The 24,389-nt window shown below is 59.7% G+C and carries 20 protein-coding genes; 13 read left to right on the forward strand and 7 right to left on the reverse strand.

Annotated features, from left to right (window positions below; genetic code table 11):
• Positions 1–28: 28 nt before the first annotated feature.
• Positions 29–5,170 (forward strand): dermonecrotic toxin domain-containing protein, encoded by a 5,142-nt coding sequence (locus HU731_RS03250; protein ID WP_186609314.1) that lies wholly within the window; start codon positions 29–31, stop codon positions 5,168–5,170.
• A 19-nt stretch (positions 5,171–5,189) separates the two neighbouring features.
• Here the strand turns inward: HU731_RS03250 and HU731_RS03255 are convergent, their stop codons facing one another.
• On the reverse strand, positions 5,190–5,459 hold the full coding sequence (locus HU731_RS03255) for a PepSY domain-containing protein (RefSeq protein WP_014718736.1): 270 nt from the start codon (positions 5,457–5,459) through the stop codon (positions 5,190–5,192).
• A gap of 147 nt (positions 5,460–5,606) precedes the next feature.
• On the opposite strand from HU731_RS03255, the gene HU731_RS03260 reads away from it, so the two are divergent.
• From HU731_RS03260 to fapF, 7 genes are all read left to right on the forward strand, one after another.
• Complete coding sequence (locus HU731_RS03260) at positions 5,607–6,605, forward strand: FecR family protein (protein WP_186609316.1); 999 nt, start codon at positions 5,607–5,609, stop codon at positions 6,603–6,605.
• A 313-nt stretch (positions 6,606–6,918) separates the two neighbouring features.
• On the forward strand, positions 6,919–7,377 hold the full coding sequence (gene fapA / locus HU731_RS03265) for a fibril amyloid chaperone protein FapA (RefSeq protein ID WP_186609317.1): 459 nt from the start codon (positions 6,919–6,921) through the stop codon (positions 7,375–7,377).
• Positions 7,377–7,928, forward strand: a complete 552-nt coding sequence (gene fapB / locus HU731_RS03270) for a fibril amyloid subunit FapB (protein WP_186609318.1) — start codon at positions 7,377–7,379, stop codon at positions 7,926–7,928. Before fapA ends, fapB begins: the two co-directional genes overlap by 1 nt.
• A 72-nt stretch (positions 7,929–8,000) precedes the next feature.
• Positions 8,001–8,735: an amyloid-like fimbrin subunit FapC gene (gene fapC, locus HU731_RS03275; RefSeq protein WP_186609319.1), complete on the forward strand. Its 735-nt coding sequence runs from the start codon at positions 8,001–8,003 to the stop codon at positions 8,733–8,735.
• A 61-nt stretch (positions 8,736–8,796) separates the two neighbouring features.
• On the forward strand, positions 8,797–9,477 hold the full coding sequence (fapD, locus tag HU731_RS03280; RefSeq protein ID WP_044273466.1) for a fibril amyloid maturation endopeptidase FapD: 681 nt from the start codon (positions 8,797–8,799) through the stop codon (positions 9,475–9,477).
• A gap of 36 nt (positions 9,478–9,513) precedes the next feature.
• The gene (gene fapE / locus HU731_RS03285; protein WP_186609320.1) at positions 9,514–10,257 is read left to right on the forward strand and encodes a fibril amyloid subunit FapE; all 744 of its coding nucleotides are present in this window, start codon (positions 9,514–9,516) and stop codon (positions 10,255–10,257) included.
• 49 nt (positions 10,258–10,306) lie between these two features.
• The gene (fapF, locus tag HU731_RS03290) at positions 10,307–11,614 is read left to right on the forward strand and encodes a fibril amyloid transporter FapF (protein WP_186609326.1); all 1,308 of its coding nucleotides are present in this window, start codon (positions 10,307–10,309) and stop codon (positions 11,612–11,614) included.
• 487 nt (positions 11,615–12,101) lie between these two features.
• Here fapF and HU731_RS03295 read toward each other — a convergent pair whose 3' ends face one another.
• Positions 12,102–13,424 (reverse strand): sigma-54 dependent transcriptional regulator, encoded by a 1,323-nt coding sequence (locus HU731_RS03295; RefSeq protein ID WP_186608312.1) that lies wholly within the window; start codon positions 13,422–13,424, stop codon positions 12,102–12,104.
• A 344-nt stretch (positions 13,425–13,768) separates the two neighbouring features.
• Here HU731_RS03295 and HU731_RS03300 point away from each other — a divergent pair, with 344 nt between their 5' ends.
• Entirely contained in the window at positions 13,769–14,029 is a 261-nt protein-coding gene (locus tag HU731_RS03300) for a hypothetical protein (RefSeq protein WP_032892091.1), read from the forward strand.
• A gap of 66 nt (positions 14,030–14,095) precedes the next feature.
• Here the strand turns inward: HU731_RS03300 and HU731_RS03305 are convergent, their stop codons facing one another.
• From HU731_RS03305 to gnd, 3 genes are read right to left on the reverse strand one after another with little or no spacing between them, the layout of a single operon-like run.
• On the reverse strand, positions 14,096–14,920 hold the full coding sequence (locus HU731_RS03305; protein ID WP_186608313.1) for an HAD family hydrolase: 825 nt from the start codon (positions 14,918–14,920) through the stop codon (positions 14,096–14,098).
• Positions 14,917–16,440, reverse strand: coding sequence for a glucose-6-phosphate dehydrogenase (zwf, locus tag HU731_RS03310; protein ID WP_186608314.1), 1,524 nt, complete (start codon positions 16,438–16,440; stop codon positions 14,917–14,919). The genes HU731_RS03305 and zwf overlap by 4 nt, the downstream gene beginning before the upstream one ends.
• A complete protein-coding gene (gene gnd, locus HU731_RS03315) occupies positions 16,437–17,420 on the reverse strand; it encodes a phosphogluconate dehydrogenase (NAD(+)-dependent, decarboxylating) (protein ID WP_186608315.1) in 984 nt (327 codons plus the stop codon). Before gnd ends, zwf begins: the two co-directional genes overlap by 4 nt.
• Before the next feature lie 274 nt (positions 17,421–17,694).
• Here gnd and HU731_RS03320 point away from each other — a divergent pair, with 274 nt between their 5' ends.
• The 4 genes from HU731_RS03320 (at position 17,695) to HU731_RS03335 (ending at position 22,476) form a co-directional block, all read left to right on the forward strand.
• Positions 17,695–17,856 carry a DUF6026 family protein gene (locus HU731_RS03320; RefSeq protein WP_003190881.1) on the forward strand — a complete coding sequence of 54 codons (162 nt, stop codon included), beginning with the start codon at positions 17,695–17,697 and terminating at the stop codon, positions 17,854–17,856.
• A 157-nt stretch (positions 17,857–18,013) separates the two neighbouring features.
• Positions 18,014–19,756, forward strand: coding sequence for a phosphoethanolamine transferase CptA (locus HU731_RS03325; protein WP_032892095.1), 1,743 nt, complete (start codon positions 18,014–18,016; stop codon positions 19,754–19,756).
• 128 nt (positions 19,757–19,884) lie between these two features.
• The gene (locus HU731_RS03330; protein WP_186608316.1) at positions 19,885–22,122 is read left to right on the forward strand and encodes a TonB-dependent siderophore receptor; all 2,238 of its coding nucleotides are present in this window, start codon (positions 19,885–19,887) and stop codon (positions 22,120–22,122) included.
• 141 nt (positions 22,123–22,263) lie between these two features.
• A complete protein-coding gene (locus HU731_RS03335; protein ID WP_186608317.1) occupies positions 22,264–22,476 on the forward strand; it encodes a hypothetical protein in 213 nt (70 codons plus the stop codon).
• Positions 22,477–22,577: 101 nt separating this feature from the next.
• On the opposite strand, the gene HU731_RS03340 is transcribed toward HU731_RS03335, so the two are convergent.
• Together HU731_RS03340 and zapE are read right to left on the reverse strand one after the other, a co-directional pair.
• The gene (locus HU731_RS03340) at positions 22,578–23,069 is read right to left on the reverse strand and encodes a GNAT family N-acetyltransferase (protein WP_161906913.1); all 492 of its coding nucleotides are present in this window, start codon (positions 23,067–23,069) and stop codon (positions 22,578–22,580) included.
• A 164-nt stretch (positions 23,070–23,233) separates the two neighbouring features.
• Positions 23,234–24,340, reverse strand: a complete 1,107-nt coding sequence (gene zapE, locus HU731_RS03345) for a cell division protein ZapE (protein ID WP_186608318.1) — start codon at positions 24,338–24,340, stop codon at positions 23,234–23,236.
• Positions 24,341–24,389 lie beyond the last annotated feature (49 nt).

Below are 24,389 nucleotides of genomic sequence, written 5' to 3' on the forward strand. Positions count from 1 at the left end.
ACTTTTCCTGGCACGCCGGAGACAGGCTGTGGTCCGTTTAACACCCCCGTATTTCTTCCCTGAGTTTCTCAAACCCCAAGGCAAAGCCTCGCCCACCGCTCGGGAACGCACGTTGGGGCTCACCGCCAAAGACCTTGATTGGCTGTACAACCTCTACCTGGCCACCGACGAATCCAGGCAGGACACACGCCGGCATGATCACCCCATGCGCGTTGAAAAGGTGCTGATCAACGTTTCCGGCAAGCCCCCCATCCCCCTTGCCGGCGCGTTCGCGATCAGCCCGACACCCGACAACGCCAAGGCGTTGCTCTATACCCCGGACTACGGCATCCAGGTCTATGACAGCCATGCTGAACTGCTGAGCGAATTAACCGAGCAATTGGAAGACCCACAGCAGAGCGCCCCTTTGCTCAACTACCTGTCGATGGATCAACGCAACGCGCTGGGCGCTGACACGCCCATGGTGCTGACCACCCAGATCATCGAAGGTGACGTGATGCCAGAGCAAGCGCGCATGCTCCAGGCCTGCCAGCTGGATAACGTCAAGGCCATGCTCGGCCACCTGCAAAAAACCCCGACCCTGCCCGACATGCTCGACACGCTGCTGAGCGTCATGGCCCGCCCCCATTTCAAACACCTGGATCAACGGCACACACGGGTCAATGTCTTTACCCGCGAGACTGAGCAAGCAACGCCACGCTGGGTCAACTCGCTGACCTTGAGCGAAGCGCTGCTGCAATTTTATGTGCGCCATGGCTGGCCCATAGGGCAAACGCGCGAATATTTGAACCCAAAACATCACACCACTGACTTCACCCCCTCCGAACGTGAAGAAGATCATCAGCGTTGGGAGGCCTTGGTCGAACAAAGCTCCAGCACTTTTTCCAAGCTGTTGGAAAGCCTGCTACAGACTTACTGGAATGAAGATGTCGACAGCGGCACCTCGCGCGCGGATTTTTTTGCACAGGTGATGGCGCAGAAGTTTCGCCTCGATGTGCTGCTCAAGCGCCAGAGCGACATCATTACCGCGGATGAAAGTCACGCACTTCAGGCGCTGTTCCTCAGCGACCAAAGTGCCCGCAGCGCCCATGCCGAAAACCTCACTGTGGAAAAAGTGCGCCTTTATGCGCCCCATCAGCACTACGTTGAACCGGCGAGCACCTTGATGATCACCGAGCGCCACGCTTACCTCTACACCCAATCGCGCGGGTTACAAGTGCTGGAAAACCTCGATGACTTGAAAGACCGGCTACTGAGCATGCTCAAGGCCCAAAGCCACGAGGACGAATGGCTCAACGTCCTCTCGCTGGATGAGCGCGACACGCTGCTCGGCCTGGACCCGATCAGCATCGCGGCAAGGCCGATTCCCGGCAATGTGTTTGTAACCCTGGTGCAAGACATTGTGCGCAAGCAAACGGACAACCTTAACCACGCCCTGGAAATCTACCGGCGCAGCGATGGCCAAGTGGACTTGGCGGCCCTGCTCGACAGCGCTCTGGACGTGCGTGCCCTGCTGGACAATCAACTGGCCACGCTGGAAACGTCCGGGCGCTGGACCTTGCACCCGGTCACCCGCGGCGATGGCCGCCCTTCGACGGTCAAGGCCGAGCGTGCCCGGCTCCAGCTTCAGAGCCTGCAGGCGGTTGAGCGGGCACTGGCGCTGGAGCGCGCGAACCATCCGACGTTACGCAGCATCATGGCTGATACGCTCAACGCCGAACTGAAACTGCAGCAACAGGCCGTCAAGGCCAGCGAGGTGTATATCAACACCTACGCCACCCGTGCCCAGGAGCGTGAGGAACGCACGCCAGTGCAGTCATTGAGCATGCTTGAACACTTCATAGAGCGCCTGGCCCGGGAGGCGCCGGCAGTGCCCTTTTCATCCCGGACGAAGTTTTATACCAAGGGCGAAGGCAATGTGTTCGTGCAATTGCCGAGCATGACGCTCAAGACGTTCAACACCGTCATCGAGCGTGTGCTGCTGCTGTTCTCCAAGCACGCCATGCGCCAGCAACCTCATGATTTTCTCGTCAAGACTCACGCCCAACACGCCCACTCGATGCTGGTGGGGTTACGCAGCGAAGCCGAGCTGAGGTGGCTGGATAAAACCCTCGCGCCCACCAGCCAGGCCATTCTCGACACGCTACTGCGGCCTGAGAGTCTGTCGCGCTTGACCCGCCACGGCCTCAACGGTTTTTTGCCAGATGCCTATGGGTTGACGTTGGACTTTAACGCCGTCGATACACCACAACCGCTGGCCAATATTTTTGTCATCACTGAGCGCGGCGGTATCGACCCGCAGCGCTCGGGCCAGGCGTTGCTCTGGACGCCGCGCCTGGGCTACGAAGTGTTTGCCTCGGTCAACGCCCTGCGCGATGAAATCGCCCTGCGCCTGGCGCACCCGCTCAACCGCTTGAGCCTGCTGGAGAACCTGCCGTTCTGCTTGCGCGAGCCCCATCAGGCCTTTCGCCTGGGGCCGCTGCAACGTATTGACCAGGACCTTTTGAATGATCGAGTCAACAGCTACAACGACGCGGTCATGGAAGGCGTGGATCACTTGCAATCCATAGGCCTGGGGGCTCGCGCCTTGCAAGACCGGTTGGACGCCGTCATCGAACAGCCGCCGCCCACCAACCTTGGCAGGGCGATCACGCTGGCCGATGCCCTGGTCAACCAGCAGGCACTGCCGGTGTGGCTCGGCATGGCGCCACCTCAGGACCAAATCCACCAGGCCGAGCTTCTGGAGCAATACTGCAACAACGCCGCACAGGAACACGACTACCTGCATGACATCCAACCCATGCGTGCTTATGCCTTCACCACGCTGATGACGCTGCTTGAGGCGCGCTTTCCCGGCCAGGCGCTCAACCCCGATCACATCCTGATCCCCACCCACGCGGTGCTTGATCTGAATGTCGACAACCTGACCGACTTTGCCTTGCGGCACTGGCCAAACCTGGCGGCTCAACACATCCGCCCGCGCTCACGCACCGCCAGGCCATTACCGCAAGCCCTGGACGCCAATGCGGTGATACAGCTGGTGCGACAGCTGGACCTCAAAAGCGCTTATCAGCAACTGGTGCGAAGCCACCTTGAGGCGCAAACCGACGATGCACGCCAACGCAGGCGCCTGTTTTGCCGACAACTGCCGTGGCAAGCGTTGCAGCTTGCCCACGAGCAAAAGCTGCAGGAACGGCTTTCAACCCAGGCGTTGAGCCTGGTGCAACAGCTTTTCGATATGCCCGACGCCGTGGCCCGCGCCTCACTCAGCGGGGCCACGGCGATGATTCGACCGCTGGAACTGATCGCCACCGAAGGCGCCAGTACCGCCAAGGTGCTAGGCGTGTACCTGATCAGCCCGCAGAGTCCCAGCGATGGACCATGGGTACTTTACGCGCCGTACAGCAAACAGCATGTGTTCAAGGAATATGCGGATGAAACGGCGCTGCTCAATGAGATACAAACGCCGGGCGTACTGCAGGACTGGGTGCTTATGCACCTCGAAGATCCGCACCAGGCCACTTACCGCCACTTACTGAAAAACAGCCACCCTCGCCCGTCCGATATCCGCCTGGCCGCGTCGCCAGTGACGGGCAATGTGCTGCATTACCTGTTCAGTGAAAACACAGTGATGTTGCTCAAGGTGCTGGGCAGCCAATTCGAAGAAGGCGCCAAGACCTTGTGGGACCATGCGACCCGCTTGTTCGGCAAGGAAATCCCCACGGCGGTACAGTTCATGGCCGGCAAACTCGCCTACCCGCTGGTGGTATGGCGCAGCTACAGCTTGTTCAAGCGTTCGGCCGAAGCCTTGCAGCTGCATCAGTGGAAGGCTGCGCTCAAGGATTTCGTCAGGGGCGTGACGCAGATGGCCGCCCTGCGCAGTGCGCTGGACGGCACCGCCCTTGCACCGCCCACCGAAAAGGAACGCTCGCTGGCCGAGCTGACAGACACGTCACTGCCCGCAGCCACCACCCTCGCCACCTGGCATATCACCAGCCCTTCACGCACCCGGCTGCAGCCGTTCGAGGCGCAGGATGTCGCATTGCAAGACCTGAGAAAGAACACACTCAGCCAAGTGTATGAAGACCGGAAAACCTCGAAATACTACGTGCCGCTGGCCGGCAAGGTGTACAGCGTCAAGAAAGCCGCACAACACTGGCGCCTCGCCAACGACCAGCAGGTGGGGCCGTTCATCGGCCGCAATGCGCAGGGCATCTGGGTGCTGGAGCTGGGTGGCCAAGAGCCGCGCTTCGGCAGGGCCCAGTCGTACCTCAAGACATGGCGCAACGAAGCACGGGATATCAATATTGAAGCGGTGGGCATCCGCGATATCGGGGCGTTGACCTATTGGAAAGCCCAAGCCATCACCGAAGCGCTGAACTTTGCGACTTATTACACGCTGAACTGCCGCCGCAATGTCGCGCAATTCGCCACACAACGCGACCCGACCAGCCGGGTTGGACGTTTTTTGGGAGAGATGTTCGGTGTCGTCACCCTGACCCCGGACCAGGTCTTGAGAGTCACCAAAATAATCGACGAGATCCTCGATGAACTCACCGACCCCAGCTTGACCGGTCCGAATTCCATGCGCTTTGTGGTGGGTACCAGCCGACAGGATCCCGCGTCGGATTATGCGTTCATGATTCCCGCCGACAGGGAGCGAAAACTGTATCTGCTGAGCCGATTCTTCGACCCCAATCTGGACGTTTATCAGAACCGCTTGCTGGAGAATGTGGCATTCAACATATCGACGCACGCCAGGGCCAGTACGCTGATTCACGAACTGTCGCACTTGAAACTGGACACCGTGGACATTGCCTACCTGGACAGCATGCGGCCCTTCCCGGACTTGATCAATATCGACAGGCCCGGCGCCGAAATGCTTAAAACCACCCTGGAAGACCTGCGCAGCACGGCGTTATCGACGATGACGCCTGCAACCATGCTGTTCAAGACTCAAGACAGCCTCACCGCGTTATGGGAAGACTTCAAGCCAGGCTCGGCCATTGAAAAGAAAATTTTCAAGGCCACTGGCGCCAAGACCTTGCAGGACGCAAGGGTCATCTTTATGTCAGTACCTGACAAACGCATTGACACCATCCTGGCCAACGCCGACTCCGTGACATACCTGATCACCCATCTTGGCCGCCAATTGGAGCCGGGGGCCTGAACGGCCCCCGGCGAGTGCATCAGTCTTTCTGGTCACGCAGCACGTTGCCCGAGGCGCCATCGATGCGCGCTTCATACACAATGCCGTCGGATTTGCGGCCTTTGACTTCCCAATAGCCATTGTCATCGGCTTCAGCGGCGTAGACCTCGATGTAACCGGCCTTGGTTTTCGCCACCTCGATGGCTTTCTCAATGGTGATCCAGCCTGCACCCGGCTTGTCGGCCATGGCAGCGCCTGCGCTCAACAGCGCGGAAGTAGCACACAGGGCGATCAAGGTTTTCTTCAACATTTTCGTACTCCATAGTGGACGACAGGTTAATTCCTGATTTTTAGGCGCGCGCAAACAAGAATAAGTTCCAATTGATGTGCAATCGCCATGATGCGGTTCTCGCCGTCTGCCTTGGGAGGTTAGAATGTGGGAAATCAGGATGAGTTAATGAGCGAAAAGCCCCTTTCAGAAAGCGAATATGACGCCATCACCGACGCCGCTGCGCATTGGTGCATGCGCCTGCATGCTGCAGATTGCACGGCGGGTGAACGTCAGGCTTTTACCCAGTGGCACGATGCCCATCCGCTGCACGCCTTCGAATATGCGGCCATGCTCGAGATCTGGGACGTCGCCGATCATCTGCCCCGCGACAAGCCTGAGGCGGTGATGGTGCCCCTCAAGAAGCCGCGAAGCCGCTTGCGCACCTACGCGGTGGCTGCGGCGGTGTGCCTGGCGGCATTGCCGCTTGCTGCCTTCACCGGCTGGGAAGCGGGCTGGTTGCCCAGCTCTTATGAGCGCTTCGAAGCCGCCAATGGCTTGAAAAAAGTCACCCTTGGCGACGGCAGCCAGGTGGAGTTGAACCTGGGCACCGAGTTGGTCTACAGCCATTACAAGGACCAGCGCCGGGTCACGTTGAAAAAGGGCGAAGCGTTCTTCAAGGTCGCCCACGACCGCGATCACCCATTTATCGTGCGGACCGGCGAAGGCCAGGTGCGAGTGACCGGCACGCAGTTCAATGTCTGGGAATATGAAGACCAGGTGCGGGTGATGTTACTGGAGGGCTCGGTGCAGATCTCCAGCGACAGCGAGCACGCCAGTGTGCCGCTGAGCCCAGGCATGCAAGCCAGTTTCCGTCAGGGTGACGCCGCCCCGCAGGTCGCCGCGATTAATCCCGATGACACCGCGCTGGCATGGCGCCAGGGCAAGCTGGTACTCGACAACCTGACCCTGTCGGACGCCCTGCCCCTGATCAACCGCTACCTGAAAAAGCCGGTGATGCTCGCAGACGCCAGTACCGGCGCGATTCGCATCGGCGGTATCTACAACATCAACGAGGTCAATAACCTCGTGCCCTCCCTGCCCAAGGTGTTGCCGGTCTACCTGACCCAAAACCAGGACGGCAACCCTGTACTCAATTCCATTCCGCGTAAAACCCCCAAGGGCTGAGCCCGCCGCACGAACGGGTGCGCTTGGCCCGCGGGTGTCCATTTTTGAAACACCTGCCTCACCTGCATCGCCCGCCGTGCGCGGATTCATGGTTCTGTCACAGGCAGTGTTACATCGCTGAGACAGCATGAGGTGAGCATGGGCCTGTCTCAGGCTTTGCGGACTGTTTCAAGCCTGAAACAGGGGTGCTATCACTTTGCCTTGCCTTAATCCCAAGCCCTTGAATAACCACATCTAATAGAAAGCGGCACGCCTTCTGCTCCTTCCCTGATAACGCTGTTTAGGGTCAGCGTGAAGAATAAGGACTGCCGCCGTGAACACACTCACACACGCCTCGTCGATAAACGTACTGCTGATCAGCTGTGTGCTCAGTGCCGGTGTCAGCCTGACAAGCCAGGCGGGTGACGGCGTGATCGTGACCGGGCGCACCGTGCAGGGCCATATGTATGGGCGTACCTCCCTGCCAGACCCCTACCCCAGCACCGCCAATGCCAACCCCAGCAAAGAGATCAACAACGCTTTGACCGGCGAACTCAGCGACAGGGATATCGGCGGCATCAGCAGTGGCTCGAGCCTCGCCCGCTCCCCCCAGCCCAACGGCAGCCTGTCGGGCCTGGGCGCCAACCAAAACAGCATGTCGACACTCGGCGCTGGCGCAGCAGCCGGCCATGGTGCGGGCAGCGGTAGCAGCATGGGCGGGCAGATCAGCGACTCGATCCAGCGTGGCATGACGCCGCTCAACAACCTCGGCAGCATGATGGGGGGCAAGTGATGAAGCGCGCCCTGTTGATAGTCGCCCTGTTGGGCAGCGCCTCGGCCATGGCCGATAACACCGCCGTGATCAACCATAGCGGCCAGCAGTACGAGGGTGTGCTGTCGATCAACCAGGCCGCCGGCAACGGGCAGCAAATGTCCAACAGCCGCGCCATTGCGCTCGGTGGCCAGGCCACCAACGTCAACATCCAGCGCGTCGACGGCAAAGTCGACCCGTCCCTGAACGCCAAGGCCGCGATCCAGGGCAACTCATTTACCAATGGCAACGGTGTGCTGGGCGTCAACCAGTCCGCCGGGGCCAATAACCAATCCATCAACGCTGTGCGGATCAGCCTTCACCCTGGCCCGCAAAGCATCGATGACAGCGTCCTGTTGCAACAGAACACGACGACGCTGGCAACAGACTCGGGACTCACCCCCACCACTGGCAGCCGCCAGGTCGTGACCAGCGACCAGGCCTTCACCGGCAGCCGAGGAGTGACACAGGTGACCCAGAGTGCCGGGGTGGGGAACCGAGTGGCTAACACCCTGGGCATCACTATCAAGTAACCGCTTGGTAGACGTTCGTTAGTTAGACCGTACCAACACTTAACCAACTAATTAGAAGCAAGGAGAAACACCATGAAACCTCAAATGGCTCTCAAACCAATGGTTTTCGCTCTCGCCGCGCTCATGGCTGCTGCTGCTCAAGCGGGTGGCTGGCATCCAACCCCACAACCCAGCGGTACTGTGGCCGCTGTCGTCACTGACGTACAAAAAAGCGAACACAACAAATTCGACGATACCAACACCGAGAACAACGCATCAGCCGACAACTCGGTCAATAGCAACAGCGGTAATGTCGGGGTCAACGCACAATCAGGTTCTGGCAACCAGGCCGACAACGCCGGCGCCATCTCCAGTGCAAAAGGCGACTTTGCCACCGTGTTTGCCGTGATCGATGTGGACCAAGGCAGCTCGCACAACAACTTCATCAACAAAGGCACGCAAAACAACGCCTCCCTGGACGGCTCCATCACCGGCAACTCCGGCAACGTGGGCTACAACGGCCAGGCCGGCCAGGGCAACCAGGGTAAAAACAACCTGGCCATCACCACCGCTGACGGCAAGAACATCGCAGCGGCTTCCAACACCGAGCAGAACTCGCTCAACAACAGCTACCTGAACACGGCCGCCAGCAGCCATGGTTATGGCAAGCCTCAGTACGTGTCCAACAACGCAAGCCTCGACAACTCGGTTAACCGCAACTCCGGCAACGTAGGTGTGAACCTGCAATCGGGTGCGGGCAACCAAGGCAGCAACAGCCTGTCGATCGGCCAAGGTTGCAGCGTCTGCGCCAGCGGCGTGCGCTTCTGATCCAACGGGGCCTTGGCGACAAGGCCCTTTTTTATTCCAGTGTCCAACAGGTCATTCGATCATGCGTATCGCGACCCTCACCCTCCTGATGTTACTCACCGGCACGAGCTGGGCAGGCACCATGGCGGTCTCCGCCATGCCCGGTGGTGCGGTGATTTTCAAGAAGGTCGAGAGCATTCGCGAGCGAAGGTTCGCCAACCTGGTGGAACAGAAAACCGATTTCAGCTGCGGTGCCGCGGCACTCGCCACCATCCTGCGCCAGGCCTATTGGCTGGACGTCGACGAAGCACACATCATCAAAGGCATGCTGGTCACCGCCGACCAAGACCTGGTACGAACCCAGGGCTTTTCCATGCTGGACATGAAGCGCTACCTCGAAAGCATCGGCATGCGCGCCCGGGGCTACAAGATCGCGCCCGAGACCCTGCTGACCGTGAAGATCCCCGTGGTGGTGCTGCTGGAAATCCGCGGCTACAAGCACTTCGTGGTGTTGCAACGGGCCGACAAGGACTGGGTGTACATCGGCGACCCCGTATTGGGCCACAAGCGCTATTCCCATGACGATTTCGTCAAAGGCTGGAATGGCATTGTCTTCGCCGTACTGGGTGAGGGTTACGACAAGGCCAACGTCTTGCTCGACCCGCCCCTGCCGCTGACCGCCAAGAGCCAGATGAATGAGTTCCGGCCCGTGGGCGATGCCGAGCTGATGGATTTCGGTTTTATCCAGAGCGACTTCTTCTAGAAGCGCAATAAGGGGCAGGACGCCCCAGGAGCAGCAATGAACACTTCCCGTTGGCTGACGGTCTTGTGTCTGGCCGCCTCAATGCCTGCTTATGCGTCCTCGGGGTTCAAGCCTATCGAACTCAAGGATGCCGAAATGGCCGAGCTGCGTGGCCGTTACGTCATGCCGGGGCGCATCATCAGCTTTGGCATTGTCATGAGCAGCACCTGGACCAATGCCGAAGGTAGCAACATCACCGGCACGGCCAACATGCAGATCGACAAGAGCACCCTTACTCCACAGTTCTATGTACAAACCACCGGCTCGACCGGTACTGGCACCCCTCCCAACACAGGCACCGGCAATGTGGTGGGCGGTGCCGGCCTCGGCAGCGGCCAGGGCGTGACCCAAAGTGTGCGCACCGCTGGCGATGGCAACGCCGCCTACAACAACGTGGGCATCAACGTCGAAAATGGGGTTACCCCCGCCAATAACCTGCAGTCCGGCCAAGTGTTGGTGGCGGGCGGCACAGTGACCGGCGACAGCGCCGCAGGCCGTGTCAGCGTTTCGGCCAACAATGGCGGCGTGCAGATGGCCATCCAGGCCAATCACAACCAGGGCAACAGCCTGCAACAGATCGGCGCGGGGAACGTGCTGCAGGGCACGGTTTTGACCGGTGACAGCAACCTTGTCAGAAGCATCACCCAGATCAACGTCGTGATGAACAATAACGGGCTGAACAACGCCGCGTTGAACTGCAACCTGGATCAACTTAAAGGCCTACGCACGCTCGGTTATTGAACTACGCTGACCCTCGACACTTACGCATTAGAAAAGGACGGCTTATTTCATGCATCGATCGTTATCGCTTCGTGCGGTGGTTTGTTTGAGTACGCTCTTGCCCGCATCCGTGCTGTATGCCGCGCCAGACGCTGACATCGAAACCCTGAAGAAGGAACTGCTGGAACTCAAGCAACGTTACGACGTGCAGCAAAAAGCCTTGGCCGTGCTGGAACAACGTGTGCGCCAGGTCGAGGATCAACCGGCCACGCCTGCCCCCAGGCGCCTGGCCAAGTCACCGGCCGACTTCAAGAACGGCGCTAACGCTGTCGCGGCCAGCGGTACGGGCGCCGCCGCGGCGTCCGGTGGCGCTGGCGGGGGTGGCAGCTCCTACGGCCAGGCCCTCAAGGACGACTCGGCCCCTGCGCAAAGTGTGAGCAACCTGTACAACGAGGCCAGCGGCTTTTTCGGCAATGGCAAGTTCAGCGTGGAAACCGGTATCACCTATGCCCGTTATGACGCGCGCCAATTGACCCTCAATGGTTTCCTGGCGCTGGACTCGATCTTCCTGGGCAACATCAACCTGGACCGGATCAAGTCCGACAGCTGGACCCTGGACCTCACCGGGCGCTACAACGTCGACAACCGCTGGCAGTTCGACCTGAACGTGCCGGTGGTTTACCGCGAGTCCACCTACCAATCGGGCGGCGCCGGCAACGACGCCACCGCCACCTCCGAAGGCTCCGTGACCCGCGACCCAACCATTGGCGATGTCAACTTTGGCGTCGCCTACAAGTTCCTCGACGAAACCTCGACTTTGCCGGATGCAGTGGTATCCGTGCGCGTCAAGGCACCGACGGGCAAGGAGCCTTTTGGCATCAAACTGGTCCAGCAAACGAACAACGACAACCTCTACGTGCCCGAAAGCCTGCCGACGGGCAACGGGGTCTGGTCTGTTACACCGGGCATCTCCCTGGTCAAGACCTTCGACCCGGCCGTGTTGTTCGGTTCATTGTCGTACACCCACAACTTTGAAGACTCTTTCGATGACATCAGCAGTCAAGTCAATCAGAAGGTAGGAGGCAAGGTGCGCCTGGGCGACAGCTTCCAGTTCGGGGTCGGCGTCGCCTTTGCCTTGAACGAGAAGATGAGCATGTCGTTCTCGGTGTCCGACCTGGTGCAGCGCAAGAGCAAACTCAAGCCGGATGGCGGCGACTGGCAATCGGTGGTGTCCAGCGATGCCAACGCCGGCTATTTCAACGTGGGGATGACGATTGCCGCCTCGGATAATTTGACCATCGTGCCGAACCTGGCGATTGGCATGACCGATGATGCGCCGGACTTTACGTTCAGCCTGAAATTCCCGTATTACTTCTGATTGGCTTGCCCGCAGGCGGTGTGGCAGTTGCTGGATCTGTGACTGCACTACCGCTATCGCAGGCAAGCCAGCTCCCACATTGGTCATGTATTGCCCACAGAATCAGCACCTGGCACCAATCCCCTTTGGGCTTGCTCGCGATGGCGGTGTGTCAGTCGCTGCATCTGTGACTGCACTACCGCTATCGCAGGCAAGCCAGCTCCCACATTGGTCATGTATTGCCCACAAAATCAGCGCCTGGCACAGATCCCCTGTGGGAGCGGGCTTGCTCGCGAAAGCGGTGTATCAGTCGCTGCATCTGTGACTGCACTACCGCTATCGCAGGCAAGCCAGCTCCCACATCGGCCATGTATTGCCCACAAATTCAGCGCCTGGCACAGATCCCCTGTGGGAGCGGGCTTGCCCGCGATGGCGGTATGTCAGTCACTGAAACTCTAACTGAACCACCGCTTTCGCAGGCGAGCCCGCACACACTGGGTCACCCGCCCTAGCGAATCTGGTGTTTGTGCAGCAACCGGTAGAACGTTGGCCGGGAAATCCCCAGCACGCGGGCTGCGACACTGAGGTTGTCGCTGTGCCGGTTGAGCACATCGCACAACGCCTGGCGTTCGGCGCGGTGTTTGTAGTCTTCCAATGTCGCCATCGGCGCCGTAATGACTTGCTGGCCTTGCAGCCCCAGGTCAACCGCTTCGATCTGCCGCCCTTCGGCCAGCACCAGGCCGCGCCGCACGCGGTTGGCCAGTTCACGCACATTGCCCGGCCACGGGTGCTGCCCCATCGCCACCAGGGCCTCTTCGCTGAAACTACGCGGGCGCCGCCCGGTTTCCTGGCTGTAGAAACGTGAAAAATGGTTGGCCAGCATCGCCACGTCGCCATGGCGTTCACGCAACGGCGCGGTAACCACTTGCAGGACGTTCAGGCGGTAATACAGGTCTTCGCGAAAGGCGCCCTTCTCCACCGCCGCCTCAAGGTTGACGTGGGTGGCGGCCAACACGCGTACATCCACCGGGATCGGCTGGCTGCCGCCGACGCGTTCAATGTGCTTTTCCTGAAGAAAGCGCAACAGGTTAGCTTGCAGCTCCATCGGCAGATCGCCAATTTCATCGAGGAACAGGGTGCCGCCGTTGGCCGCTTCAATCCGCCCGATCTTGCGTTGGTGGGCGCCGGTGAATGCGCCTTTTTCGTGGCCGAACAGCTCGGACTGGATGAGGTGTTCAGGGATGGCCCCGCAATTGATCGCGACAAACGGCTTGGCATGCCGCTGGGACTGGCGGTGCAAGGTCTTGGCCACCAACTCTTTGCCCGTGCCACTGTCACCGCGGATCAACACCGGGGATTCAGTGGGCGCCAACTTGGACAACAACTTGCGCAGCTCACGAATGGGGCGGCTCTCGCCCAGCAATTCATGGGGCTCATCCACCGGCGCGTAGCCCTTGCCACGCAGGCGCGCCATGCCGAACGCACGGCCCAGGGTCACCTGCACCCGGGATACATCGAAAGGCAAAGTATGGAAATCGAAGAACCATTCGCAGACAAAATCGCCGACGTTCTGCAGGCGCAGCACATCCTGGCTGAGCACGGCGATCCACTCGGTGCCGCTGCGACCAATCAACTCCTTGACCGCTTCGGGGCGTTCCAGGTGGTCACGTTGCAAACGCAGCAGGCCCACATCGCAGGAGCGCTCACCCACCGCCTCCAGGGCACAGCTGTCCACTTCCCAGCCGGCGGTGCGTAAACCGGGCAATAGCCCGTGGCAGTCGTCACAGGGGTCGACCACCAGTAAACGGCGTTGGGGGGGCGTCGCAATCATGACTGTTCCTTGGCGCCAAAATTGTTAAAGTTATTTAGAAACAGCAGTTTGTGGCGACTGCTGGTAACCCTAGCAAGATCTTGACGCGTACCTTGTACCCTTTCGCTATAAGTGTGGGCAAAAAGCCATGCCTGTTTCATAGCGCAACAAAAGTTGCTCGCCAGTAAAAGGCTTATTGCGCTTTCAAAACAGCCGCTTACATGACGTCAATCAGGGAAAGTTAAAATTTCTTGCCCTAGCATGTGACCCGCACCCCACCATCGTGCATCAGTACAAGTAACCCACCGCACGGTCAGCCCAACCGCCGGTACTCACTTGAATGGGCATACAGAGAGAAGACCCAAATGAACGCTCCGCTGCGCATCAACGAAGCTCTTTTGATTGCAGACCGTGCTTTCCAGCCCTTTCAGTGCGTGGCCTGGCACGATGGCGTTGGCGCCCTCAGCCTAAGCGTCATCGACCGTACCAACACCCGCATCGGCAGCAAACAGTTGTCCTCTACTGCGTATACCGACCCGGCCCAACTTGAAAACCTGTTGTTGCAGGCCCGTGCCGAGCTCGATAAAGAGGGTCACCAGTTGCAACACTGGGCAATGCCGAAGTAATGCAATGCAATAACTTCCAGCCCAAGTAAAACTTGAGCTGGAAGTTGTGCAGCCACACTTCGTCGCTTAACGTGCAGCGAGAATAAAACGCTCGAACGCCTCGGCAGCGCCGTCCTCGACATTGCTGCCGGTGACCACATTGGCCTGGCGCTTGACGGTTTCTTCGGCCTGGCCCATGGCAATCGACAACCCCGCCACATGAAACATCGCCGGGTCATTGCCACCGTCGCCAATCGCGGCCGTTTGCGCAAGCGGCACGCCCAGGTGCTCGGCCAGGGTTTTCAAGGCTTCGCCTTTGTTGGCCAGCATCGCAGTTACGTCCAGATACACCGGTTGCGAACGCGACACCTGGGCCAACCCCTGCACTTTCGGCTGCAATTGCGCCTCCAGTTCCACCAACAACTGGGTGTTGTTGCTGGCGGCGACGATCTTGTCGACACGGTCCAGGTACGGCTCGAAACTCTCCACCACCACCGGCCCATAGCCCAAGCCATCGGCTTCGCGCTGCACCATGGGCCCGGGCGGATCACGGCGCAGCCAGTCGCCATCGGCAAACACCCAGACTTCCACGTCCGGCTCGGCCGAAAACAGCGCCAGGGTGATCAGTGCCGCTTCCGCCGGCAGATGGTGGGCAACCAGTATGCTGCCATCCGGGTTGACCAACGTGCCGCCATTGAAGCCCGCCACCGGCACATCAATACCGAAGGTTTCGATCAAATGCCGTATGGCCTTGGGCGGACGCCCGCTGGCCAGGCTGAAAAGCACCCCGGCTTCGCGCATGGCGCGGATGGCATCGGCGGTGCGTTGGCTGAGGCTGTGGTCGGGATGCAATAGCGTCCCGTCCACATCACTGAGGACAAACCGGATGGGTTGAATCGTCGCGTCACTCATCCGAGGCTATGCCAGGCGCGGCCATCGCGGGCCAGCAAGGCATCGGCCGCCGCCGGGCCATCTTCACCCGCCTTGTAGGCCTGGATACCGTCATCTTGCTTCCAGGCATCCAGGAACGGCTGCACCGCGCGCCAACCGTTCTCGATGTTGTCGGCACGCTGGAACAGGGTCTGGTCGCCGGTCATGCAGTCGTAGATCAGGGTTTCGTAACCCGTCGACGGCTGCATTTCGAAGAAGTCCTTGTAGTCAAAGCCCAATTCGATATTGGCCATCTCCAGGGTCGGCCCAGGCTGCTTGGCCAACAGGTCGAACCACATGCCTTCGTTCGGCTGGATCTGGATCTTCAGGTAAGTGGGCTTGAGTTCATCGACTTCGGTATCGCGAAATTGCGCATAAGGCGCCTGCTTGAAGCAGATCACGATCTCGGTATCGCGGATACTCATGCGCTTGCCGGTACGCAAGTAAAACGGCACACCGACCCAACGCCAGTTATCAATCATCACTTTTAGCGCGACGAACGTCTCGGTGCTGCTGTCGGGCGCGACGTTGGCTTCTTCGCGATAACCGGGCAACGGCTTGCCGGCGATTTCGCCGGCGGTGTATTGGCCGCGCACGGAGTTGGCCCGCGCATCTTCCAGCGACCAAGGGCGGATGGCACCGACCACTTTGGCTTTTTCACCCCGCACCGCATCGGCGCCAAAGGCGGCCGGCGGTTCCATGGCGACCATCGCCAGCAACTGGAACAGGTGGTTGGGCACCATGTCCCGCAGTGTGCCGGTCTTCTCGAAGAAATTACCCCGGGTTTCCACGCCAACGGTTTCAGCGGCAGTAATTTGCACGTGATCGATGTAGTGGTTGTTCCAGAACGCTTCGAACAGCACGTTGGAGAAACGGCTGACCAGGATGTTCTGCACCGTCTCCTTGCCCAGGTAATGATCGATGCGATAGATCTGCTTCTCGCTCATCACCTTGAGCAGGCAGGCGTTGAGCGCCTCGGCGGTGGCCAGGTCGGAGCCGAACGGCTTCTCGATCACCACGCGGCGAAAGCCATCGTCGGTTTCATTCAACAAGCCGGCGCTGCCCAGGCGCTGCACCACTTCACTGAAAAAGCGCGGAGCGGTGGCCAGGTAGAACACCGCGTTGGCGGTGCCGCTGTCAGCGATCTTGCTGGCGATATCGGCATAGGTGCTGTCGTCGAGGAAATCGCCCTCGACGTAGCTGATGCCCTTGGCCAGTTGCGCCCACAACGCAGGGTCGAGGGCGTTCTCGGCATTGCCCCTGACCTTGCTGGAGGCTTCGGTACGAATGAAGTCTTCGAGTTTCTTGGCAAAGTCCGCATCGCTGATGGCGTTGTGATCAACGCCGACAATACGCAAGCCATCGCCCAGCAACCCGTCGCGGCTCAGGTTGTACAGCGCCGGCATGAGCAGGCGCTTGACCAGGTCGCCATGGGCGCCAAACAGAAACAACGTGGTGGGTGGAGCAGGTTCGGCCTTGGTTTTTTTGCCGTTGGCGGTCATTTTTTGGAAGTCTCCACATGGCCACCAAAGCCGAAGCGCATGGCAGACAGCATTTTGTCACCGTAGGTGCTCTGCTGGCGGGAACGGAAACGCGCGAACAGCGAGGTCGACAACACTGGAACCGGCACGGCCTGCTCCATGGCCGCTTCGATAGTCCAACGGCCTTCACCGCTGTCGGCCACGGAGCCTGAGTAGCCGTCCAGTTTCGGGTCGGTGGCCAGGGCGTCGGCGGTCAGGTCCAGCAGCCAGGACGACACCACGCTGCCACGACGCCAGACTTCGGCGATGTCGCCAACGTTTAGGTCAAAGCGCTGGTCTTCCGGCAGGTTTTCCGAGTTCTTGGTCTTGAGGATGTCAAAACCTTCGGCAAACGCCTGCATCATCCCGTACTCGATGCCGTTGTGGATCATCTTGACGAAGTGCCCCGAACCCGCTGGGCCGGCGTGAATGTAGCCCTGCTCGGCACGTGGGTCGGCAGAGGCCGAACGGTCCTTGGTGCGCGGGATGTTACCCAGGCCCGGCGCCAGGCTTTTGAAGATCGGGTCGAGACGATTCACGGTCTCGGTGTCGCCACCGATCATCATGCAATAGCCACGCTCCAGGCCCCAGACGCCGCCCGAGGTGCCCACGTCTACATAGTGCAGGCCCTTTTCAGCCAGGGCCTTGCCACGACGCACGTCGTCCTTGTAGTTGGTGTTGCCGCCGTCGATGATCACATCGCCGTCTTCCAGCAGTTCGCTCAGCACGTTGATGGTGTCTTCGGTGGGCGCGCCCGCCGGCAACATGACCCAGACAGCGCGAGGCGTTTGCAGGCCGGCCACCAGCGCTTTCAAGTCGGCGACGCCGGTGGCGCCCTCCTCGCTCAGGGCTTTGACGAAGGCTTCGTTACGGTCGTATACAACGGTGGTATGCCCATTGAGCATCAGGCGCCGCGCAATGTTACCGCCCATGCGGCCTAGTCCGATAATCCCCAGTTGCATGTGCTGATGCTCCTAACTTCTAAAAAATGTGTGACATAGTTTATAGCGCAATGAGGCTAATGAGGGTTAGTCCAGAGCGGATCCATGTAGTTTCATGGCAAAAAAGTTGCCATCGTTTCACCATCACCCCGGCAAAAGTCACACGACCACCAAAAATAAAAAAGTTCCCTTGGCGCGAAAAAGAATTCAAACTTGCTTCCGACTGTTGCCAAAAACCTGTTTTGGCACCGCGATCTACCGGCTATTTGCGAGGTAAGCAATGAGCACAGCACAGATGACCCGTCCGCCACAGACCCTCTACGTCACTATCCGTCGCGATGAACTGCGCCAGTTGAAAGACGAGCGTGATCAGTTGCAACAGGAAGTCCTGCGCCTGCGTTCACACCTTCAAGCCCATCTCGATCAGCCGTCGGATGCCAAGCCTGCGCTGTGCTGAAGCCCGCGCCAGTAGCCTTGTAAGGCAATACCTACAGAAAACTCACAAAGTTTTCACATTCCCCTCTTGATACTCCCGTTCCGCGATGCCGCTCACTTCCTGGGCGGCCCGATGTTGCGCGCCTGTGCGCGACAATCTTTTTCTGATGGGGCGCTGGATGGCGATGTTCAAACGCAGCACGACGACTGCGAAAGGCTTTGATTGGGCCGGCCTTGGCTGGTTATTCCTGTTTTTCTGGTATTTCTCGGGTATTACCCAACTTCTTATCCAACTGACCGGTACCTCCGGCTTCAGCGGCTTCCGCCAGGCCTTCTTCATGAGTGCGCTGTGGCTGGCGCCGATGTTGCTGTTCCCCCGCCGTACGCGCCTGCTCGCCGCCTTGATCGGCGTGGTGCTGTGGGCGTGCTCCATGGCGAGCCTGGGTTATTTCTTCATTTACCAGCAGGAATTCTCCCAGAGCGTCATCTTCATCATGTTCGAGTCGAACATCTCTGAAGCCGGCGAATACGCCACCCAATACTTTGCCTGGTGGATCGTGCTGGCGTTCATTGCCCACACCGCCTTCGCTATCTTCCTGTGGACGCGCTTGCGCCCGGTGTACCTGCCTCGCGGCCAGTCGATCGTGGCAGCCATTGCCATCGTCCTGGCGGTGGTGGGCTACCCACTGGTCAAGCAGATCGCCACCAGCGAAACCATGGAATTGGCCATCGATCGTTTTGAAACCCGCATCGAGCCTGCCGTGCCTTGGCAGATGATCGTCGCCTATCGTCGCTACACCGAGCAGTTGGACAACATGCAAGGCATGCTCACCAGTGCAAGCAAGATCCCGCCCTTGAACAACCTCAAGGACAGCATGGCCGGCCAGCCGTCCACACTTGTCTTGGTCATCGGCGAGTCGACCAACCGCCAGCGCATGAGCCTCTACGGCTACCCGCGCAACACCACGCCGGAGCTGGACAAGCTGCGCGACCAACTGGCCGTGTTCGATAACGTCATCACCCCGCGCCCCTACACCATTGAAGCGCTGCAACAGGTGCTGACCTTCGCTGACGAAGAAAACCCGGACCTGTACCTCAAGACACCGTCGATTGTCAGCGTGATGAAACAGGCTGGCTACAAGACCTTCTGGATCACCAACCAGCAGACCATGACCAAACGCAACACCATGCTCACGACCTTTTCCGAACAGGCCGACGAGCAGGTGTACCTGAACAACAACCGCAACCAGAACGCCCGTCAGTACGACGGCGATGTACTGGCGCCGTTTTCCAAGGCCCTGGCCGATACCGCCGAGCGCAAGTTCATCGTGGTGCACCTGCTGGGCACCCACATGAGCTACCAGTACCGCTACCCGCAGACCTTCGACAAATTTACCGACCGCCAGGGCGTGCCGGCGGGTGTCAGCGATGCGCAGTTGCCGACCTACAACAGCTATGACAACGCGGTGCTGTACAACGACTTCGTGGTCTCCAGCCTGATCAAGGACTACGCCAAGACCGACCCCAACGGCTTTTTGCTGTACCTCTCGGATCACGGTGAAGACGTGTTCGACTCCGCCGGCCACGACACCTTGGGCCGTAACGAAGGCAAGCCGACCGCGCCGATGTACACCATCCCGTTCATGGCCTACGCCTCGCCCAAATGGCGCGAAAGCCACGACTGGAGCTTCGCCGGCGACCTGCAACGGCCTTACAGCAGTTCGCAGTTGATCCACACCTGGGCCGACATGGCAGGCCTGAGTTTCGATGAACTGGACCACAGCAAGAGCCTGGTCAGCGACAGCTTCAAGCCACGCCCCCTGTTGATCGGCAACCCTTACGAGACCAAGCAGAAGGCGCTGATCGACTTCAGCCTGATCAAACCCAAGAAGGCCGACGGCGCCGAAGTGGTGGCCAAGTAAGCCAGGGCCTTGTAACAGAAAGATAACAATCATTCTCGTTTGAGCCTAAAGTTCCGCAGTTCCTTTCGTCTTTGAACCAAGCCCTCCCCGCCTGGGGAGGTATCAAAGACGACAAGGAGTCTGCAGCGATGTTTGCGCCCTTCACCCGTTCCATGACCTTCACCCTCGGCCTGTTCAGCCTGGCGCTGAGCCCGGATTCGCGGGCCGACACCGACCCCGATACAGCCCCCGCCAAAGCCCTGGAACTGGGCGCGACCACCATCAGCGCCGACGGCCTGGGCGCCACCACCGAGCACACCGGCGCCTACACTACTGGCTCGATGAGCACCGCCACGCGGCTGAACCTCTCCGTCAAGGAAACCCCACAATCGATCTCGGTGATCACACGCCAGCAGATGGACGACTTCAATCTCAATACCCTGACGGATGTGTTGCGCCAGACCACGGGCGTCAACGTTCAGCATTACGACTCCGATCGTGTCTACTACTCCGCCCGAGGCTATGGCATCAGCAACTTCCAGGTTGATGGGATGCTCAACACTTTCGGCTACATGAAGACCGACGCCGACACCATCATCTACGACCGCATCGAAGTGGTGCGCGGCGCGACGGGCCTGACCACGGGCGCAGGCGACCCATCGGCCACCGTCAACATGGTGCGCAAGCGCCCTACCGCCCAGTGGCAGGCCAAGACCGGCATCAGTGGCGCCAGCCATGACAACTACTACAGCTACGTTGACGTGGGCGGCCCGCTGGCGTTCGACGGCAAGTTGCGCGGGCGCAGCGTGCTGGCCTACCGCGACAGTCGGTCCTTTCGTGACAACTATGGGCTACAGCGGGCAGTAGGCTACGGCATCCTCGAGGCTGACCTTTCCGACGATACCGTGCTGGCCGCAGGCTTTGATTATCAGGACAAACAGGTACAAGGCACCTCCTGGGGCACCGTGCCCTACTGGAACAGCCAGGGCGGCAAGGCCAGGCTGCCCCGCTCCACCAATATGGCGGCGCACTGGAGCTCCTGGCCGCTGACCGACAAGACCACCTTCGCCACGCTCGACCATCGGCTTGGCGGCGACTGGCACTTGAAGGCCGCCTACACCCATCGCCAGAGTAATACCGACGGCAAGGTGTATTACGGCGGCGCCGGCTTCCCCAACCCCGACCGCAGTGGCATGACAGCCTGGGCCAGCCATATGCGCGGCACCTCGCGCATGGAGGCCATCGACCTCAACCTGGCCGGCAGCTACACGCTGCTGGGCCGCGAACACGCGCTGATGATGGGCTATGGCGAAGCTGCACAACGGGATGTCTCGCCCTTTATGCGCAGCGACCTGCCAGCCAGCTACTACCCCATCCAGGACTGGAAGCACATGGGCGGCATCGGCAAGTTCACCGACCACGTGACCGACCTCAAGGGTGAGCACAGCAAGAAACAACAGAAAGCCGGTTACCTGGCCACGCGGCTGAGCCTCACGGACCGCTTGCATGCGGTGTTGGGCAGCCGTTACGGCAGCTGGGAGCTAGAAAGCGCAGAGCCCAAGTACGACGCCAACGACCAACTGACCGCTTCGGGCAAAACCAGCCAGACCCACAATGATATGTGGACGCCCTATGCCGGCCTGCTCTACGACATCACGCCGCAGTACACCGTCTACGCCAGCTATACCGACATCTTCAAACCCCAGGACTACCGTGATGCCAATAAGAAGTACCTGGAGCCGGTGGTCGGCAGTAACTACGAAGTGGGCCTCAAGGGCAGCGTGCTCAACGAGCGCCTGAACCTGGCCGCCGCGTACTTCTGGAGCACCCAGGACAACGTCGCCGAGCGGGATGACTCCGTCCCGCCCAACCCGGTAACGGGCGAGGAGTACTACAAATCCGGCGGCAAAGGTAACAAGGTCAACGGCTTTGAGCTGGAAGCCGCCGGGGAAATCACGCCGGACTGGAACCTGGCCGCCGGCTACACCTACACCCATTCGGTCAATGGCTCGGACAACCGCAACAACACCAGCCAACCCTTGAACCTGGTGAAGATTTCCAGCGCCTATCGCCTGCCGGGCGCCTGGCGCAAGCTGACCGTCGGCGGCGCAGTGAACTGGCAGAGCGAAACCTACGACTTCAGTAACCGCCCCACCGGGCAGCGCAACAACGAAGGTCGGCCGATCACCACCCGGGCGAAAATCACGCAACAGGGCTATACCGTGGTCAACCTGATGTCGCGCTACCAGTTCGACGAGCAGGTTTCGGCGTCGGTCAACGTGAATAATCTCTTTGATAAGAAATACTACGAGCGTGTTGGTTTTTATAACGGCGTGTATTGGGGCGAGCCGCGCTCCGTCACGTTGGCGTTGGACTGGAAACTCTAGCCTCGCACGTTGAAGTTAACAAAACTGTTAACTTCAACGGCACTTCCAGTTAATTCCCACTTAATAAGATATCGCCATAGTCGCTCCATGATCTGATCACGGAGCGACCGGACACCTATCACTTTTAATGGGAATACCGCGATGAAAATGTCGACCTTGATGCTGGCCAGCCTGATGACCCTGACCTCCGCTGCCGCCTTCGCAGAGGGCGGTGCAGAGCGCTCCAAGGAGTTCTACAACAACTTCAGTTTCATTCAGGAAAAAACCCACGGCAAGGCTGAACAGCAAGTTGCCAGCGCCGATGGCAAATCGGTTAAGTCTGAGACGGTTGATCAGGCGCAACCGAACAGCTGAGTGAATGCTTACTTAATCCGTAGCACCCTGCGCCATTCTGCTCCGTTGGCAAAGGTTTATTGGGCGCCATTGAATGGCGCCCTTTTTTTGCCGGTTATTTATTACAACGGTTTATGCCAGAACAACATCCGCCCATGCGCGGGATCAAACACGGAGTCGTCAAACCCGAACTTGCGGTATGCCGACTGTGCCAGAGCATTACCTTCCAGTACTTCGAGGGTGATCTTGCAGCAACCACGCTGCCGGGCGATTTCCTCAACCTTTTGCAGCATTTTCTGACTCAACCCCAGACCGCGGAATTGCTCCATCACCATCACATCATGGACGTTAACCAAGGGCCGGCAGGCGAAGGTCGAAAAGCCTTCGAAGCAATTGACCAACCCCGCTGGCTCCCCTCCGACAAACGCCAGCACACTGAACGCGTGTGGGCGCTTGGCCAGTTCGGCTGGCAGTTGCTGCAAGAGATCGGCTGGCAGGCTGTGGCCGCCACCCATCGGATCTTCAGCGTAATGGTTGAGCAGCAGGCCAATGGCGTCGGCGTGCACGGCGTTGGTATAGCTGGCTTGCAGCACCAGGATGTCTGGGGTGTCCATTTCCTTCCTCGATAGCGACAACCAGGGAATCGTTTCCCTTGAGAGGTGCGATTGTAAGCGTGGAGTCGGCAGTAGATGAAGGAGATAAGCGACAAATAGCTGACAGAAAGTGCGAAGCTTGCGCGCATCAAAGCGCGCAATGAGCGCGCAAGCGGCGATTTTTCCTAGGCGGCGAAGCGTTGCAGCTGCATCTCTTGCAGACGACTCAGGGTGCGGCGGAAAGGAAACTCCAGGTAGCCTTCGGTGTACAGGCTGTGCAATGGCACCTCGGCGTCGATAAAAAGTGGCACCTTGCGGTCGTAGCATTCGTCCACCAACGCGATAAAGCGCCGCACGCTGTCATCGTGCACCGACAACTGCGGCAACTCTCGATCCCCCGCCACCACGCGCTCGGCGCCGTCTTCAGTGCCACGGGCAATCCGGCCCGGGCGTTTTTGCGCACTGAGGTTGGGGACGTCTCCCAGCAGGATGGCGTGGAAGCGGTCACACAGCAGCATGAAGTCCATGGCTGCCAGAGGTTGCTCGCACAGGTCGGCATAACGACACCAAAGCACGGTGTCACTGGCCTGCACCGTCATGATGGAGCGGTGCCCTACGTTTACCGCCCCGCTGGTGACGGTTTGCCCTTGGCTCAATTGTCGGAACACCGCCGCCAGTGCCTCGGGTTGATTCACCCAATAACGCTGCACGCCCACGCCGGGATGCAAGCGATGATCCTCGCCACCGTCCACGGCCACCACCTGCATATGCTGCTTGAGCGCATCGATGCCCGGCAGGAAACGCTCACGGTTGAAGCCATCGGCATACAGCTGGTCGGGCGGCTGGTTGGACGTGCACACCATCACCACACCCTCCTCGAACATCACCTGGAACAGACGGCCGAGAATGATCGCGTCACCGATATCATTCACAAACAGCTCATCGAAGCACAGCACACGCACCGCCTGGCTCAGCTCCCGGGCCAACGCCTGCAAGGGGTCCTGGGTGCCCGTGAGCTGGAATAAGCGCTGGTGCACCCAGGCCATGAAGTGATGAAAATGCTGACGCCGAGCAGGCACACGCAGGCTTTGGTAGAACTGGTCCATCAACCAGGTCTTGCCACGCCCCACCGGCCCCCAGAGGTAAACGCCGGCAATCGACGAACGCCCTTGATGCAAGGCCTCGTGACAGGCTTGCAAGGCTTGTACCGCCCGGCGCTGGGCGTCGTCGGCGACGAAACCTGGCTGGGCGATGGCATGTTGATAAGCGGCGAGAGGCGAGTCGAAAGTCATAGGTGCCAGTATGACGGACGCAGAGTTGTTCAGGCACGAAATCTTGGCC

This window comes from Pseudomonas salmasensis (genome assembly GCF_014268375.2).
Classification (GTDB): Bacteria; Pseudomonadota; Gammaproteobacteria; order Pseudomonadales; family Pseudomonadaceae; genus Aquipseudomonas; species Aquipseudomonas salmasensis.

Bases quoted from the DNA above. Each gene is read 5' to 3' on its own strand.
- HU731_RS03295 (WP_186608312.1), bottom strand. From the start codon at position 13,424: ATGATTGCGACGCCCCCCCAACGCCGTTTACTGGTGGTCGACCCCTGT.
- HU731_RS03260 (WP_186609316.1), top strand. From the start codon at position 5,607: ATGAGCGAAAAGCCCCTTTCAGAAAGCGAATATGACGCCATCACCGAC.
- HU731_RS03305 (WP_186608313.1), bottom strand. From the start codon at position 14,920: ATGAGTGACGCGACGATTCAACCCATCCGGTTTGTCCTCAGTGATGTG.
- fapC (WP_186609319.1), top strand. From the start codon at position 8,001: ATGAAACCTCAAATGGCTCTCAAACCAATGGTTTTCGCTCTCGCCGCG.
- fapE (WP_186609320.1), top strand. From the start codon at position 9,514: ATGAACACTTCCCGTTGGCTGACGGTCTTGTGTCTGGCCGCCTCAATG.
- HU731_RS03320 (WP_003190881.1), top strand. From the start codon at position 17,695: ATGACCCGTCCGCCACAGACCCTCTACGTCACTATCCGTCGCGATGAA.
- HU731_RS03330 (WP_186608316.1), top strand. From the start codon at position 19,885: ATGTTTGCGCCCTTCACCCGTTCCATGACCTTCACCCTCGGCCTGTTC.
- zwf (WP_186608314.1), bottom strand. From the start codon at position 16,440: ATGACCGCCAACGGCAAAAAAACCAAGGCCGAACCTGCTCCACCCACC.
- HU731_RS03340 (WP_161906913.1), bottom strand. From the start codon at position 23,069: ATGGACACCCCAGACATCCTGGTGCTGCAAGCCAGCTATACCAACGCC.
- gnd (WP_186608315.1), bottom strand. From the start codon at position 17,420: ATGCAACTGGGGATTATCGGACTAGGCCGCATGGGCGGTAACATTGCG.
- HU731_RS03325 (WP_032892095.1), top strand. From the start codon at position 18,014: ATGGCGATGTTCAAACGCAGCACGACGACTGCGAAAGGCTTTGATTGG.
- HU731_RS03300 (WP_032892091.1), top strand. From the start codon at position 13,769: ATGAACGCTCCGCTGCGCATCAACGAAGCTCTTTTGATTGCAGACCGT.
- HU731_RS03335 (WP_186608317.1), top strand. From the start codon at position 22,264: ATGAAAATGTCGACCTTGATGCTGGCCAGCCTGATGACCCTGACCTCC.
- HU731_RS03255 (WP_014718736.1), bottom strand. From the start codon at position 5,459: ATGTTGAAGAAAACCTTGATCGCCCTGTGTGCTACTTCCGCGCTGTTG.
- fapB (WP_186609318.1), top strand. From the start codon at position 7,377: ATGAAGCGCGCCCTGTTGATAGTCGCCCTGTTGGGCAGCGCCTCGGCC.
- zapE (WP_186608318.1), bottom strand. From the start codon at position 24,340: ATGACTTTCGACTCGCCTCTCGCCGCTTATCAACATGCCATCGCCCAG.
- fapF (WP_186609326.1), top strand. From the start codon at position 10,307: ATGCATCGATCGTTATCGCTTCGTGCGGTGGTTTGTTTGAGTACGCTC.
- fapD (WP_044273466.1), top strand. From the start codon at position 8,797: ATGCGTATCGCGACCCTCACCCTCCTGATGTTACTCACCGGCACGAGC.